At 69.2% G+C, this 14,481-nt stretch carries 12 protein-coding genes; 5 read left to right on the top strand and 7 right to left on the bottom strand.

Annotation, left to right across the window (positions count from 1 at the left end):
* Nucleotides 1–92: 92 nt before the first annotated feature.
* Nucleotides 93–962 carry an NAD(P)H-binding protein gene (locus CFW40_RS03555; RefSeq protein ID WP_088796406.1) on the top strand — a complete coding sequence of 290 codons (870 nt, stop codon included), beginning with the start codon at nucleotides 93–95 and terminating at the stop codon, nucleotides 960–962.
* On the opposite strand, the gene CFW40_RS38850 is transcribed toward CFW40_RS03555, so the two are convergent.
* From CFW40_RS38850 to CFW40_RS03540, 3 genes are all read right to left on the bottom strand, one after another.
* Nucleotides 919–1,998 (bottom strand): DUF6801 domain-containing protein, encoded by a 1,080-nt coding sequence (locus CFW40_RS38850; RefSeq protein WP_371127993.1) that lies wholly within the window; start codon nucleotides 1,996–1,998, stop codon nucleotides 919–921. The two genes, CFW40_RS03555 and CFW40_RS38850, sit on opposite strands and share 44 nt — an antisense overlap.
* Nucleotides 1,999–2,210: 212 nt before the next feature.
* The gene (locus CFW40_RS03545; RefSeq protein WP_176956582.1) at nucleotides 2,211–4,277 is read right to left on the bottom strand and encodes an NACHT domain-containing protein; all 2,067 of its coding nucleotides are present in this window, start codon (nucleotides 4,275–4,277) and stop codon (nucleotides 2,211–2,213) included.
* A 44-nt stretch (nucleotides 4,278–4,321) separates the two neighbouring features.
* A complete protein-coding gene (locus tag CFW40_RS03540) occupies nucleotides 4,322–4,768 on the bottom strand; it encodes a hypothetical protein (RefSeq protein WP_218136807.1) in 447 nt (148 codons plus the stop codon).
* 331 nt (nucleotides 4,769–5,099) lie between these two features.
* Here CFW40_RS03540 and CFW40_RS03535 point away from each other — a divergent pair, with 331 nt between their 5' ends.
* Entirely contained in the window at nucleotides 5,100–5,804 is a 705-nt protein-coding gene (locus CFW40_RS03535) for a DUF4232 domain-containing protein (protein WP_088796401.1), read from the top strand.
* 111 nt (nucleotides 5,805–5,915) lie between these two features.
* On the opposite strand, the gene CFW40_RS03530 is transcribed toward CFW40_RS03535, so the two are convergent.
* The 3 genes from CFW40_RS03530 to CFW40_RS03520 form a co-directional block, all read right to left on the bottom strand.
* Nucleotides 5,916–6,656, bottom strand: coding sequence for an SDR family NAD(P)-dependent oxidoreductase (locus CFW40_RS03530; RefSeq protein WP_088796399.1), 741 nt, complete (start codon nucleotides 6,654–6,656; stop codon nucleotides 5,916–5,918).
* A gap of 350 nt (nucleotides 6,657–7,006) precedes the next feature.
* On the bottom strand, nucleotides 7,007–7,771 hold the full coding sequence (locus tag CFW40_RS03525) for a GNAT family N-acetyltransferase (protein ID WP_088801886.1): 765 nt from the start codon (nucleotides 7,769–7,771) through the stop codon (nucleotides 7,007–7,009).
* Between the two features lie 399 nt (nucleotides 7,772–8,170).
* Entirely contained in the window at nucleotides 8,171–9,196 is a 1,026-nt protein-coding gene (locus CFW40_RS03520; protein ID WP_088796397.1) for an XRE family transcriptional regulator, read from the bottom strand.
* 245 nt (nucleotides 9,197–9,441) lie between these two features.
* Here CFW40_RS03520 and CFW40_RS36540 point away from each other — a divergent pair, with 245 nt between their 5' ends.
* The 3 genes from CFW40_RS36540 (at nucleotide 9,442) to CFW40_RS03510 (ending at nucleotide 11,500) form a co-directional block, all read left to right on the top strand.
* The gene (locus CFW40_RS36540; RefSeq protein ID WP_143034589.1) at nucleotides 9,442–9,690 is read left to right on the top strand and encodes a hypothetical protein; all 249 of its coding nucleotides are present in this window, start codon (nucleotides 9,442–9,444) and stop codon (nucleotides 9,688–9,690) included.
* 371 nt (nucleotides 9,691–10,061) lie between these two features.
* On the top strand, nucleotides 10,062–10,640 hold the full coding sequence (locus CFW40_RS03515; RefSeq protein WP_143034590.1) for a hypothetical protein: 579 nt from the start codon (nucleotides 10,062–10,064) through the stop codon (nucleotides 10,638–10,640).
* A gap of 335 nt (nucleotides 10,641–10,975) precedes the next feature.
* Complete coding sequence (locus CFW40_RS03510; protein ID WP_088796394.1) at nucleotides 10,976–11,500, top strand: DUF1877 family protein; 525 nt, start codon at nucleotides 10,976–10,978, stop codon at nucleotides 11,498–11,500.
* 779 nt (nucleotides 11,501–12,279) lie between these two features.
* On the opposite strand, the gene CFW40_RS03505 is transcribed toward CFW40_RS03510, so the two are convergent.
* Nucleotides 12,280–13,980 carry a serine protease gene (locus tag CFW40_RS03505; protein ID WP_088796392.1) on the bottom strand — a complete coding sequence of 567 codons (1,701 nt, stop codon included), beginning with the start codon at nucleotides 13,978–13,980 and terminating at the stop codon, nucleotides 12,280–12,282.
* Nucleotides 13,981–14,481: the final 501 nt, after the last annotated feature.

Here is a 14,481-nt window from a genome sequence, read left to right as displayed (position 1 = left end):
TCCGTCAGCAGATGTTGCTCAGCACTGCTGAGATCCGTCTGTTCGGGCAGTGCGGCGCGCAGGGCGCGGGCGGCGCCGGCCGGGAGCGCATCATGATCATCATGACCGGAGCCACCGGACAGCTGGGGCGTCAGATCGTCGAGAGGCTGCTTACGCGCGTGCCGGCGGACCGAGTCGGCGTCAGCGTCAGCGTCCGCGACCCGCAGAAGGCGCAGCTGTTCGCCGACCAAGGGGTACGGGTACGGCAGGGCAGCTTCACCGACGCCACCGGCCTCGCGCACGCCTTCGAGGGCGCCTCTCAGGTGCTCATCATCTCCGTCGACAAAATGGGCGAAGAATGCGTCAGACAGCACCGCACCGCGATCGAAGCGGCCGTCGCAGCGGGCGCCCGTCGCCTCCTCTACACCAGTCAGATGGGGGCAAGCGCCACGTCGCACTTCCAGGCCTGCCGCGACCATGCCGCCACAGAGGAGGCACTGCGCGCCTGCGGTGTGCCCTTCACCTCGCTGCGCAACGGCTTCTACACCACCAGCGCGCTGCACTTCCTCGGCAGCGCGGCGGAGTCCGGCCGGTTCGCGCTCCCCGAAGACGGGCCGGTCGCCTGGACCGCGCACGCCGACCTCGCCGACGCAACCGCCGCCCTCCTGGCCGACGAAGGCCGCTTCGATGGCCCTACGCCGCCGCTCACGGGGGGACAGCCGCTCTCCTTCGACGACATCGCCGCCCTCGCCACCGAACTCACGGGCCGCACCATTACGCGGAGCACCGTCCCCGACGACCAGTTCCGGGAGCAGATGGTGAGCCAAGGCGTCCCCACCGAGACGGCGGACCAGTTGCTCGGCATCTTCGCCGCCGGCCGGGCCGGCGAGTTCGCCACCGTCGACCCGACACTGGCCTCCCTGCTCGGCCGCGAACCCATCACCCTGAGCACGGTGTTGCGCGGGCAGCTGTCCGCAGGCTGATCCACAGCGGGCAGCGCCGGATGTCGTTACCCCCAGTCCTCGCCATGCCGACCGCCGGACAGTGCTCTGCCCGCGAGCGGAGGTGAGCTGTGGGGCGGTCGGCTCCGCCCGGGCCCGTATCCCATTCCGCGGCGCCGCGCCCGCTCAGTCCTCCGCCCGGCGTTTTCTCCGGCGTGCGTCGAGGCCGACCAGTGCCGCGGCGGTGCCTGTCACGAGGACGCCCAACGTCAGTGCGACCGGGTGCTTGGGGTCCGGGGGCACGGTGTTTGCCGTCCGGCGTGCTCGTGGGGTCGTTCCGTGGCGTGTCGACCGTCGGCGCTCCCGGCGAGGGGGACGGGGAGCGGGGTGGCACGGATCCGGTCGTGCTGGGTGACGGGTTCGGTGTGGTGGTCGTATGCGACGTCGAACGGGCGGCCCCCGCTCCCGGCCGCGTGCCCGCGACCGATCCGCCGGAGGTCCCGGAACCGCTCCCGACGGCCCCCGCCCCGGGCCCCGTCCCCGGCCCGGTCCCCGTCCCTCTCCCCGGCCCGGGCCCCGGCCCCGTCTCTCTCCCCGGCCCGGGCCCCGGCCCCGTCACCGTCCCTGTCGGCTTCACCGCCTTCGTGACGACGAGCGAGTGCAGGACCGTGTTCTGTCCGGGGTCCACCGTGCAGGCCGCGTTCATCGTGCCCACCGGCGTGAGGTTGCCGTGCGCGTCCCTCGGGGTGAGGTGCAGGCCGAGGTCGCCGACGGTGACCTTCGCGTTGCCCGGCCGGGTGAAGGTGACGGCGGGTGCGGTGCCCTTGGCGGACATGTCGAACGCGCCAGAGGCAGGGATGGAGGTCCGGGGGATCGTCATGGGCACGGACAGGCGCCTGTCGTCATGCGGCGCGGACACGTCGGCGGTCCCGTCCACGGAGCCCTCCAGGGTTCTCGCGCCGACGAGCGGAGCCAGCCCGGTGAAGCTCGCGTCCACCGTCGCCACGCCGTTCACGGCGGCTCTCGGGCTGGAGTCGCCGGCTTCGAGCGAACCCGGGAGGTCCGTGCTGACCCTCATCGTCACCGGCACGGTGCCGATGCCTCTGAACGCGCAGGTGTAGCTCAGCTCGATCGACACCGGTTTCGCGGAGGCGGGCACGGTGCCCCAGGCCGCCACGATGCCCAGTGCGGCCGTCATCGCTCCGGCGGCTCCCAGGGCCGCCGCTCCGGTGCCGTACGTCCGCGTGCCGTACGTCCGTGTGCCGCCGCGGGCGGTGCCGCATCCGGCGCTCATCGGCTCCCGCCTTCCGTCGGCTGTTCGTGTTGCCGGTGGGCCTCGGCGAGACGGTCCCGCAGCCGTGCGTGGCGGAACTGGTAGACCGCGCCGGCCTGGCGCAGGACGCCTCGGGCGCGGGCGTCGTCCAGGAAGGCGTTCACCCTCCAGGGGAGGTGTCCTGACAGGGGCAGCCAGAGGCGGACCAGGACCACCCAACGGCCCCACGCGGTCAGCGTGCCGCCCCCGATCGCGGCCGCGAGGCCGGCCCCGATCCCGGAAGGGAGGCCGAGGGCGAAGCCGTTGAAATGCGTGACAGCGGTTCCGTATCCGAGCCCGAGGACCAGCCCCACCACGCCCATTTGGACGAGCACGATGGTGCGGTTGCTGCGCAAGAGGTCCGTCGGACTGACTGATTCCTCCGGCTTGGCGTCCGTCTCGAGCCAGGTCACCAGCGCGACGATGACCCCGGCCGCCAGTCCGATCAGGGGCCCGGCCACGAGCCAGTTCCCGAAGAGCAGGGCGGCCACGGGCCAGGAATAGGACAGCAGCATCGCGTAGACCGCGAATCCGCCACCCAGGACGATCCCGAAGATCAGTCCGCCGGCCAGCCCGACGCCGACTCTGGGGAGGAGGCTCTCCCGCACCCTCCTCGACCTCACCTTCCTCGACTCGCCGCGGACCCGGATCTGCATGCGGGACGGCTTGAACGCCCCGCCGACCTTGAGTTTCGACGCGAATCCGTGCACGAGCCCGAAGGCCAGCCCGATCGCCAGCATGTTCAGGAACATGGTCAGGACCGCCGCCTGGGGATTGCTCGTGAGGACAAGGGCGAGTGCCACCGCAGGCCCCGACACGAGCCCGCACAGGACCCCGGAGACGACCATGCGCGCGGGCAGGCTCATGGTCGTGCCCAGCTGCCACCACTCGATGTCCTGCGCACCGATGACGCGGGTGTCGGGCTTCTGTGCGTCCGTCTTCTGTTTCCTCAGGTGCGTGGCGAGATAGCCGAGCCAGTGTCCTGCGCGTTCGGCGCTCCACCGTCGGCGCTTCGGGACGGACAGGTTGAGGATGGGGTCGTACGTCCTGGGGACGAAGGCGTCCAGGAGGCGCTTCTCCAGCGCGTCCCGGGAGCTGGACTCCGCCAGTTTCAGCAAGCATTGAGGATCGCCGCCGGAGGCGTGGAAGGCCTCGGCCATGGTGAGCATCAGGGGAGTGGTCAGTACGGAGGCGAGCCGGGCGGCGGCCGGTTCGCCGGAGTGGCTGCTCAACCGGTCCAGGACGGACGCCCATCCGGCCGAGGCGTCGAGGCGGTCGGCGCAGTCGTCGAAGGTGAGGTCCGTCAGTTCGATCCCCGGAAAGAGCCCTTCGCCCGGCTTGATGCCGCTGAGCGCGTCGTGGCGGCTCGTCAGCAGCAGCGGCAGGTTGAAGGCCCTGAGTTGCCGCAGCGCGGGTGGGTAAAGGTCCTCCGCCATCTCGTCGAACCCGTCCAGGATCGCCAGCACGTGGCCCATGACGATCAGTTGAGTGGCCCATGTCCGCTCATGGGGAACCCGCCTGGCCAGGAAGGGGTGATCCCGCTCCAGGCGGTCGATCAGCCAGTCCCGCAGGGACGTGGCGGTGGGGTCCCATGATCCAGGACTGAAGATCACCGGCACTGGTTCCCTGTCGGTCCAGTCGGCGCTCTCCAACCAGGCCTGCGCGAAGCGTCGGACCAAAATGGTCTTCCCCGAACCGGCTCGGCCCAGCACCAGCAGTTGGCTGCGCCTTTCCTTCGTGTAGACAGCCGCGAGGTTCCTCAGCGGACCTGCCAGGTCCAGCGGGGAACCATCCGCCAGTGCCGCCGAGGTCTCCCGGGCGCCGTCCCTCCGGCCGGTCAACTCCTCGGGTGCCGCCCGACAGTGCACGGGCAGCGGATGCCCGCTCCGCAACTGCTGCTGAACCTGGTCCTGCCCCAGGTCGGCGAGGACCCTCTGCCTGAGCGCATGCAGGTTCTCGGCCGGCGTGACCGGGCGACGGCCCGACCCGGAGACGACCGTTACGCCGTCGCCGGTGAAGATGTGCGCATGGTTGTCCCCTGCCACGGCGACGGAGCGCGCGCCGTCCGCTCGCGCACCGGGCCGGTCACTCACCGCCGGGGGGCGCCCCCCGCGCCGTCGCCGGTGGAGATGGTCCCCGAATTGTCCCCACCCACGGCAACGGAGCGCTCGCCCTCGGCGTGGACGACGGGGGGAGGCGGAGGTGCGGGGAGCAGGGCCGAGAGTTCCGCGGCGAGGCCCGGTGCCTCCGTGAGTGCCGTGCGCAGCGCGAGCCTCAGCTCCGCGCGGTGCAGGGCGAGCAGCTCCGGGTCCGCGCCCGCCTCCGCAAGGCGTACGACCGCGGTGCGCACGGGGGCGGAGTCGGGGGCCGTGTCGGCGTCATGGTGCAGGAGCCTGTGGATGAGGCGCTGCCCCAGCCCTACGGTCGCGTTGGCGGCCGCATCCTGGGTTCTGGTCAGCACGCTCACGCCGTAGGCGGCGGCCGCGGCTTCGGCGGCCGGCACGATCTGGTCGAGCAGTGCAGTGGTGTCCAGCACAGGTAATCCTCTTGCCGCGCAAGCGAGTTCGGGCCTCGATGCTAGCCATGCGGGCACCCTTTGCGAGCGGTTCGGCCGCGGACGTCCGAAAACATGCCAGACTCGCTCTCTTTTTGAGCATCCAGATCGAATTCACCCGTCATGTGATCGCTTTCAGAGCCCGGTCGGCCGTCGTGTTCCCGTTGGAGACAACACCGCGGACCGGCCCGCCGATTCGAGTGTTACCCGTGCGTAGGGTCGGCAGTGGCGTGAGTGAGAATAGGGACACCGGCGAGGGGCTGACGGGTCTTCAGCCTGGTCCCTCTCTCCCTGAACGCAACGAGGAGTATCTGTGAACCGCACCTACACCGCCCGCATACGACGTGTCGCGCTCACCGCGGCGGCCGGTGTAGCGCTCGCGGTGACCGTCACCGCCTGCGGCAAGGACGGCGGTAGCGGGTCGGCCTCGGCCGGCGACGCCGCGGCGTCCGCCAAGGCCACCGCGGAATCGTCGAGCGGAGCGTCCCAGGAGGGCTCGGGCAGCGGCAAGAAGGCCGGTTCTTCTTCGAACGGGGACACGTCGGCGAAGGACGGTTCGTCCTCGTCGGACTCCAAGCCGGGCCCGTCCGGTGACAAGAAGGGTTACGGGCAGTCCTGTGGGGCCAACGATCTGAAGTTCTCGGCGCGCTCCGAGACTCAGGCGGGCGGCTACATTCTGCTGTCCGCCCGCGCCAAGCCCGGCATCACCTGCACGATCCCCAGCGGGCTGCCCTCGGTCTCCTTCGGCTCCAAGGGCATCGAGGCGCACCCCGCCGAGCAGGCGGTCGGCCCGGCGATCACGCTCAGCGGCTCCAAGACCGCCTACGCAGGGGTCAACCCCAAGACCACCAACAACAATGACGGCGTCGAGTTCACCTTCCTCATCGCGGCCATCGGCGCCTCCGACCCGAACCCGGCGAGCGTCTCCACCGGCTCCGTCACCGTCGACAGGCCCATCGTCACCAACTGGCACACCACCCCCGCCGACGCCGTCCCCGGCGACGGCACGGACAACTGACGCCTCGACAGCACGGCCCCGATCCCGACGCCGGAGTCGGGGCCGCAGTGGGTTCGCGGGAACGGGAACAACCACGGGGGAACTGGCAGGCGTAAAGCCAGTCAGGTGCCCTCACGTCAAATTCAGCCCGCCATCCAGCACGATGACCTCGCCGGTGAGGTAGGTGCTGTCGATCACCGAGGCCACCAGGTCGGCCACGTCGGCGGGCTGTGCCGGACGGCGCATGGGCGCGCGGCCCCGCCACAGCTCGTGCGCGTGCGCCCAGTCCTTCGTCATCGGCGTGTCCACCAGTCCCGGAGCCACCGCGTTGACCCGCACTTCGGGCCCGAGCGCGGCCGCGAGCAGCCGGGTCACGTGATTGAGCGCGGCCTTGCTCGCCGCGTACGGCACCGACGAGCCCTTGGGGCGCACCCCCGCGTGGCTGGTGACGTTCACTATGCTGCCGCCCGCAGGGGAGGTACGCAGCGCCGGAAGTGCCGCCGTGCACAGCACCCATGGCGCGATCAAATTGACTTCCAGCAGTTGCCGCCAGTCTGCCGGCGTCGCTGCGGCCAGGTCGTCGTGCGGGATCGGCCAGCTGATGCCCGCGTTGTTCACCAGCACGTCCAGCCGCCCATACCGGCCGAGCGCCGCCTCGACCAGCCCGCGGGCCTCCTCCTCCACCGCCAGGTCGGCCCGTACGTACGCACCGCCGAGCTCCGCCGCCAGCGCCTGACCGGCCTCCGCACTCCGCCGCGAGTGCACGACGACCCGCATCCCGTCCCTCGCCAGCCGCCGCGCGACGGCCTCCCCGATCCCCGACGTGGACCCGCTGACCAGGGCGACGGGCCGATCCGCCTGTTCCATCCTCATGCCGCCTGATCCTGCCACGGTGTACGGGGGGCGAAAGACTCCCCTTGAGAACGGCTGGCTCCCGGGAATCTCCATGATCACGGCCGGTGAGGTGGGGGAGCGGCCATTGTCGCAGGCACCCTCGGTGATCGCTGTTAGGTGTGAGTGCGCAGTGGTCCCTACGGACGAACTCTTCGGGATGGATGGCCGCACTAGGTGTGCAGCTGACGGGCGCCGATCACACCCACTCGTTGATGGCTGCGATGAGGATGGTCGCTACGAGGCGACCGTTCTCGTCGCGGCCATCAACGAGCGGCTGTGACCGGCGTCGTTGTGAAGAGTGGGCAGGTGGCTTGTGGAGTTCGAGGTGTTCAGGGGGTGATGGTGTGTTCGGTGAAGTGGCCGCAGGAACGGAAACCCAGGCGGCGGTAGACAGGCTCACCGTCGACGGACGCCTGCAAGACCGCGATGCGATGGTCTCGGTCGTGGGCCGTGTGGAGTGCGGCGAGCGTGATGGCACCGCCGTAGCCACGTCGGCGGTGGGCGGCCAAGGTGCAGATGTTGTAGATCCCGGCAACCCCCGCGTGATGAAACACTTCGGCCGAACAGGCCGGACGGCCGTCTACGTAGCCGACCAGGTAACGGGCCGGGCAGTGCGCGGCCAGTGCCTGCGGGGCGGCCCGGGTGAAGAAGCGGCGGACGGTGTCAGCAGGCGGGTTCCAGTTCGCAGCGAGAACCGCGGCATAGTCGGCGAGCTGTTCGGGCGTAGCCACCGTCTGGATGTCCAGTCCTCGGGCGGCAGGCAGCGGCAGGGTGTCGTCCAGCTCGGCCCACATGGCCGTCTCGCGTTCAGTTGCCGGCAGACCTGCCGCCGTCAGGCGGGCGGCCAGGTCCGGTGGTGTCGAGGCAGGCCCCACCCACCAGGAGAAACGACGGCCGGTGCGAGCCGACGTCCGAGCGGTCTCGGCGATACGCGCCGCAGCGCCGGCAGCGGTGAAGCGGGACGCGGCAACGATGTTGAAAGTGTCGTCGTCCAGGCCGCTGTCGGCGACCAGGAGGTCACCAGTCTCTGTGACAGTCGCACCAGTCATGCTTCGATGCAGGTGACAGGCGTGTTCCGCCAGGTTCCGTTCCATCCTGTCCGTCAAGTCGGCGTCATCGAAAAAATGGGCACTCATAGCGAATGATCCCAGCAGGACTGGGTGAAGGTTGCATGTGATTTTGGGCCGTTCGCCGACGGCGTCACGCGCCTTCCCGCCGCTGCCGGAACGGCCGTGTTGTCCGCCGTGGCGTTCGTCCATCTCGGAGAAGACACGCACCATGTCGCGCACGGCGGCGACTGATCACGCCGCCGCGGCCGGGCCGGGCCAGCGGGTCAGGGGGCGGCGTCATCCTGACAGAACTCTGGCCCCCCGCAGACCACCAAGCTCGGGCTCAGGCATCGATGCGCCGGCCGCCGGCCGATAGCTCACCCTCTTGCTGCGTGTGCAGAACTGGAGGGTACGCGTCGGTCGTGCCGCGCGCAGGACGGGATCTCACTGTGCACGGGTGCGTCCAACAGCGATTGGCGGGGGTGGGGTCAGTTCGATCAGGAAGTCCTGGTCGGTGGCGCCGGAGCAGCGGCCCTGGACAACTTCTGCTCCGTCCTGGGTGTCTTGGTGGCGCAGGCTCAGACATCGGCTGGTGATGACCGGGCGGATGCGGAAGTGGGCGGTGGCAGGCGGGCCGAAGCGCTCGATGTGGAATTGCTGGGCCCGGTTGGCGTCGGCACAGTCGTCGCGGGGTTCAAGCAGGTCGAGCCCCGGCCCCTTCGACAGGACGGTGAGGCAGCCGATGCCGTACTTCGGGTGGTGCCACTGGATCTGTACGATCTCCTTGCCCAGCGGTTCGAGGAACACCTGAGGCAGGGCGGCATTCGTACAGGAGCGTTGGGCAGCGATGGCGGTTTGGTATCGGCCGCTGCGGTCCCTGCCTTCTGTGAGGCACAGCTTGGGTGTGCGAGCAGGGTGGATCTGTGCCCAGCTGCCCACGGCCAGCATGCGCAGGCCGGTCACCGGCATCTCGGGCAGGGCGGCCGGTGTCGACGCGTCGTGCATCACGCTGCTGACGCCGAGTGTGCCCGCGACCCCGATGACTGCGGCACCGAGCAGGGGGGCCACCCGGCGCCACCGCGGGACGCTCGCCGGGGCAGGCGCGCCGGTGATGGGAATGTCGGGATCGTCGTCGCGCGCCGCGCCGTTTGATACGGGTTCGCTGCCTGCGATGCGGCGGCGTGCCTCGCGCCATTGACGTACTTCTTCGGCACCCAGGCCGCACGCGCGGGTATAGGCGTCGACAAACCCTTCTCGGGGCAGGGTGACGCGGCCGAGAGTGCTTGCGATCGTGCTGGCCGGGAGTGTGTCGGCGTTCGCGGTCGCCTTGTCCTCAAGCTGCCGGTAGGTCAGGCCGGACCAGATCCGCAGCGAGCGCAGGGCCGCAGTGAACTCGGTAGGAGTCCGGGCCTGTGCGGGCTGTGGTGCATCCTCCGGTAGCTCGGCGAAGCCGCCCCCCTTCTCGGTCATTGCTTCAGCATGACCCCACAGTTGGTGACCTGGCACTCCTTAAATCAGCCGTGTTCGGGGGTGTTCGGAACACCGGTCAGCACTGTTCCGAACAGACGCGAACGCTGATTCTCCTTGTCAGCCCGGTGGCCGTGCGGACATTCTCGGCATCACCCGGATTCGGCTGAAGTCTCATGCCAAAGAGGGGCGAGGAAGGGCAAACCCGACCTCGGCACATCATTCGACACACCTCTTGAAGGAGCATCATGCGTACTCGTACATGGTTCGCAGGCCTCGCGGTGGGAGTCGCTCTGCTGGCCGGCGGTTCGGTCGCCACCGCACAGGCGGCTCCCGCGCCTTCTCCGACCAGCACGACAGCGGCTGTGCCTGGGTACTGGCACTATGACGGCAGCTACTCGAAGTCGACGTGCCTTTCGCTGGCGGCGTCCTACGCCGGCCCCGCCTACTGCACTCAGCGGGGCAGCCTGTGGGCCCTTTACATCTGGGTCGAGTAACTCGTCCGTTCCTCGACAGCAGGCCACGAACAGAGTCCGCCCCCTTCCGGACCTCGTCGAAACGTGGAGCCGGACAGACCTGGAGAGTCCTGCGCGATCCCCCGGCTGGAGCCGATGGGCCTGATCACGTCTGACGGGGAAGTCCGGTGGGTCCGCAGTCTCTCGGAGCGGATCCACCGGACTCCGTTGTCCCCTGGCAGGCAGGGAAGTCGGGGCTATTAGCCGCAGGGCTTGAACCGTTCGAGCGCAGCATGCCGCCCCGGTCGAGTGCTGCTCCATCCGCAGAAGTAGTTCGGTCAAGGACCAACCGCGTGCATCGCGGCATCTCCAAGCACTCCGTATGAGCCGAGCAGTGGAATGAGGGGACGACGATGAGACGTACGAGATGGACATGTGCTGTGGCCGCCACGCTGGCGGCAACCGCTGTGCTGGGTACCGGCGGTACTGCCCACGCGAACTCCTCCTGGACGGCCCAGGCACGGCAGGCCGGGCTCACCGCTTCAGAGGCCACGGCCCTGCAGAAGACGGTGGACAGCTACCTGCCCGCCATGCGCGACAGCTACCAGAGCGGTCCGAACACCATCGCCTTCCCGGGCGGGCAGATCACGGTGGCGGTGCCCGGTGAGCGGCATGCCCGGGACCTGCGCACCACGCCGGGACCTCTGGCGGCCATGAACTGCAACTACGGGAACTTCTGCGCGACCATGGACGGGAATGCCACGCAGTGGGACTTCTACTACTGCCAGTACTACGACGTGGCTTCAGGGAGTCCCACGCTCGCTGGACCGGGCGCATGGATCAACAACCAGACGCAGAGCCGGCGAGTGCGCATGTACGGTTCCGGCGGCTCGACCAATCCGATCTACACCACGCCCAACGCGTTCTACCAGGACCCGAGCGCCAACTGGGATCCGGTCTACGGTCTGCGGACGTGTGTCGCAGCAGCCTGAATCCGTGACGCCGTCGGGGATCTTGGTAGTCGTGCTCTTCTGGAAGATCATCGCTTTCCCGGATCCCCGACGGCATCAAGCTTAGGCACGCTGGTCGCCGTCTCGTGCATCTCGGAGGGCCCGGACAGCTGGTTGGCCGAGAAAACCGGGCGCCCAGCGACCGGCATCCCCTCTTCCCCACCCCGGCGTCGCCGAGTCGCTCCTGACCGGCTCATCAACACCAGTCACCAGGTCATCGTGTACGGCCCGAGCTATCGCCCCAACAAGCGTCCGAGGTACCCCACCGACAAGGCCAAGTAGGGAAAACCGGTGGACGGCGTCGGGATACTGCCGTCATGGCCGTCACTCAGCAGCTTGCTCGCATCTCGGCGGAGTATCTCGCCTCCTGCCGCCAGTCAGCCGACGCATCGCCGGACGGAGATCCTCTCTGGGACCCACCTTCCGCGGATGTCCTGGACCTGGACTGGGCCCCGTTCCTGCTCGAACGGGTCTGTGAGCTGGGAGGTCTCGATGGCGTCCATCGCCATGCTCTCCGACAGGCCCTCGGCGGTGACACCGCCATCGACCTCTCCTTCCTCAACACGCCTCCGCATGCCATGGGACCCTTCGGGCCAGACCCCACGGCCCTCTCCGCGGCTCAAGTGGCTCCCGTCGCGGAAGCACTCGGGCAGATCGACTTTCCGGCTCTCCTGGCCGCCTTGCCGGCAGACGAGGCAGAGGCCGCCTCCTTGATCGGCAACGGCGCGGACAAGATCGTGGGCGGCCCCAAGAAGTACCTGCTGGAGCACTTCAATGCCATGCGCGAGTTCTACCACGGCGCATCCCAACGGCAGCTTCTCGTCGTGCTCTGGTGGGACTGACGCGTACGGCCTCACCGTTGGCTCCACGTCAGCAGCTGGGGAATGACGTGAACTGCCGCCTGGGGGAATTACCCAGCGTCCACCATCGGCACTACGGGATGCGGGGCGCTGAATGCGATCGTGCGGTATGTGACGGCCGGCCCGTGACGACGATCGCGGCCCGGTCGTACTGCGCGGGACATCGCCTGACGGGCCTGGTCGGCGGGTGGAGCGTACTGGACGCGGTAGTGGCTCACGCCACCTCCGAGCCGGGCGTTCCGGTATCGATGGCGCCGATGTCCTCGCCGCGGGCCAGACGCCCGAAGAGGGCGGTGCCGCTCCTGCCCGGCCTGCAACCGCTGCACCGACACCGCTGGCAGCGCCCGGACCGCGGGTTCCCTCCGGCGAGAACTCCGCGGCCGTGTCGAGTAGCAGACACCCGACGGGAAGACCTGCTACGCGGTCCGCTCCGGAGTCGAGGGCGCCATCAACGAGTTCGCCGACAGGCACGTTATGCGCCGCTCCCGCTCCCGCTGCCGCTGCCGCTGCGCCGCCGAGGACGGCCGAAGGCCCACCCGCAACACGTCCTCACGGCCCTCGCCGGGAACCTCGCGAGGCGGTGCACCGTTTCCGGCTCGCGCAAAGTTGCGCAGGCGGACGAGCTTGAGCTCTTTGCCCAGCTGCGGAGCGATCCGCTTCCCCAGGTCGTCAGGAACAAGATCAGCCCGCACTCCTGGAGCCTTGCCGACCGAGGTCGTTGAGCACAAGGCTCACGGCGCACGGCTGGCAAAGGCGCTCAGTCACCTTGCGGGTGTGAGTTGGGTTTCGTTGTGGAGGCCGTTCGCGTCGATGCCGGTGAAGAGGCTGAGGTGGCCGTCGTTCCAGCGGGCGAGGACGTCGTTGGCGCTGGTGTTGGTGGTGAAGGCGCCTGCGGTGACGACGGTGGCGTCCTTCCACTCGGACTTCGCGGGCCGGAGCTTGGTCTCGGTGGGCAGGCCCTTGGCGGTCAGGCCGGGGTAGAGGGTGGTCTCGCCGTCGCTCCAGCGCACGATCACGTCGTCGGTGGACTTGCCGGTGAAGGAGCCGGTGGTCAGCTGCCCGGCGTGGGGCCAGGTGGTGTTCTTGGCGACGATCTGGGTCTGCTTCTTCAGTGCGTTGGCGGCCAGGTCGGTGAAGAGGGAGACGTGGCCGTCCTTCCAGGTGACCAGGAGGTCGTCGCGGTTGCCGCCCGGGGTGAACCGGCCGCCGGTGATCAGTTGGGCTTCGTCACGCCACACAGCGGTATCGGCCGGGGCGAGCTGCTTCTCGCCGTGGAAGCCCTTGGCGTCGACGCTCGTGTAGAGGGTCATCTCGCCGTCGCTCCACCGCACCGCCAGGCCGTCCGTGCCGCCACCGGTGTTGACGGCGGTGAGAGAAACGGCGTGGGTCCAGATGCTCTTGCGCGGCGCCAGCTGGTACTCGGCGGCGAAGGGGTGGGCGGGGTCGTTGGTGTCGCCGCCCTGGTAGAGGGTGACCTCGCCGTCGTCCCAGCGCACGATCAGGTCCATATGGCGCTTGCCGCCCGCGGAACCACCGGTGTAGTAGCCCGCCGTCATCTGCACGGCGTGCTTCCACGGCGCACGGTCGAAGGCGTGCAGCCAGGGGGTTTGGGTTGTGGGCTGGTAGGGCGGCCTCTGACTTACCGTGCGGTGGGCGGCGGCGTCGTTGAACAGATCCTGGGCGTCCTTGCCGTACAGCGGTGCGTAGGTCACCCAGTCGTCGTTGGCGTCGTTGCCGCCGCCGTTGTATCCGCCTGTGTTGCCTATGACCTTGCCGGTGCCGTTGGCGGGGTCGTAGTCCTCGATCCAGGGCCCGCCGGACACGCCGCCGTAGAAGCCGGTGCAGAGCATGCTGATCTGCCGGAAACCTGGCAGCTGAGTGGTGGTGACGGGGCAACGGATCGCACGGTGCTGGGGGTTGACGCCCTCTGAGCTGGGGTAGCCGAGGACGGTGACGTGGTGGGTATAGCCGGTGGCAGGGGTGAACGTCAGGGCTCCCGTGACCTCCTCCACCTGCTTGCCCTGGCTGTCGGGGTCGGTCTGCGCGAAGGCCAGGTCGAGGTCGGAGACGGGCTTCTTGGTGTTCGACTCGTAGCGGGGGTCGATGTACAGGCGGGTGACCGGGAAGATGCCGTAAGGCTGGTCGGCGGCGGGCTTGCCGCTCACGTACTGCGGCACGAAGATGCGGTGGGTGGCCGTCTTGAGGCCCAGACCGCAGTGTCCGGCGGTCAGGACGATGTCCTTGACGGCCGTGTGGACGACGCTGCCCGTGCAGAACGTGCTCTTGCCGCCCAGCGGCGTGCTGTCGAAGAAGAACGTGCCCACCGTCGGGTGGCCCGCGAAGTGCTCGGGGCCGGGCGTGCCGGACGGCGGCGGTCGCCGCGCGGCGGTCACGCCGGCGGGAGCGTGTGGCACGGAGTGAGCTGCGAGGGGCTCGACGCCGACCGGGACGGCGTCGTTCATACGGTCAGCCGTCCAGTACCGCTCCTCTTCACGCAGACTCGGCCGGGCCGGCCGGCCCGGGGGCGTGGCTGGGTGTGAGGGCCCCGGTCTCGAGTGCGTGGACGGCACGGAAGGGGCGGGGGCCTTCTGCACGGCGGGCGCTGAGGGCCGTGTGGCGCCGGGGTCGGCGAAGGCCGGGCTGGTGCCGAGCGCGCCCGCGCTCAGGCTGAGTATGAGAACCGGGAGCCATCCGTATCTGGAATGCAAGGGGACGTCTTTCCGTCTTGGAGAGAGGGTCGAACGGCGAGCGCAGCGATTCCCGGCTCATATACCAGTTCGACACGAAGGTGGACAGCTTACGTGTAGGTCGTATGTTCTGACATGTCCTCAGGTGATGGATGGCCCGGTCGCCGCCGTCATCCAGTGCAGGCCCGCGCTGGACGCGTCGATCTCAACGAGGACGCGATAGCGCTCCGCTAGAGCTGTCCGGACGGACGGCACGCGTTCGGGCGGCCATGCCTC

The sequence above is a fragment of the Streptomyces sp. 2114.4 genome, assembly GCF_900187385.1.
Taxonomy (GTDB): domain Bacteria; phylum Actinomycetota; class Actinomycetes; order Streptomycetales; family Streptomycetaceae; genus Streptomyces; species Streptomyces mooreae.
Note: the sequence above shows the minus strand (reverse complement) of the source record. Positions and strands in the feature narration are given on the sequence as shown.

Excerpts from the sequence above, each read along its gene's own strand:
- CFW40_RS03555 (WP_088796406.1), top strand. The coding sequence starts at position 93 with ATGATCATCATGACCGGAGCCACCGGACAGCTGGGGCGTCAGATCGTC.
- CFW40_RS38850 (WP_371127993.1), bottom strand. The coding sequence starts at position 1,998 with ATGAGGGTCAGCACGGACCTCCCGGGTTCGCTCGAAGCCGGCGACTCC.
- CFW40_RS03530 (WP_088796399.1), bottom strand. The coding sequence starts at position 6,656 with ATGAGGATGGAACAGGCGGATCGGCCCGTCGCCCTGGTCAGCGGGTCC.
- CFW40_RS03525 (WP_088801886.1), bottom strand. The coding sequence starts at position 7,771 with ATGGAACGGAACCTGGCGGAACACGCCTGTCACCTGCATCGAAGCATG.
- CFW40_RS03520 (WP_088796397.1), bottom strand. The coding sequence starts at position 9,196 with ATGACCGAGAAGGGGGGCGGCTTCGCCGAGCTACCGGAGGATGCACCA.
- CFW40_RS36540 (WP_143034589.1), top strand. The coding sequence starts at position 9,442 with ATGCGTACTCGTACATGGTTCGCAGGCCTCGCGGTGGGAGTCGCTCTG.
- CFW40_RS03515 (WP_143034590.1), top strand. The coding sequence starts at position 10,062 with ATGAGACGTACGAGATGGACATGTGCTGTGGCCGCCACGCTGGCGGCA.
- CFW40_RS03510 (WP_088796394.1), top strand. The coding sequence starts at position 10,976 with ATGGCCGTCACTCAGCAGCTTGCTCGCATCTCGGCGGAGTATCTCGCC.
- CFW40_RS03505 (WP_088796392.1), bottom strand. The coding sequence starts at position 13,980 with ATGAACGACGCCGTCCCGGTCGGCGTCGAGCCCCTCGCAGCTCACTCC.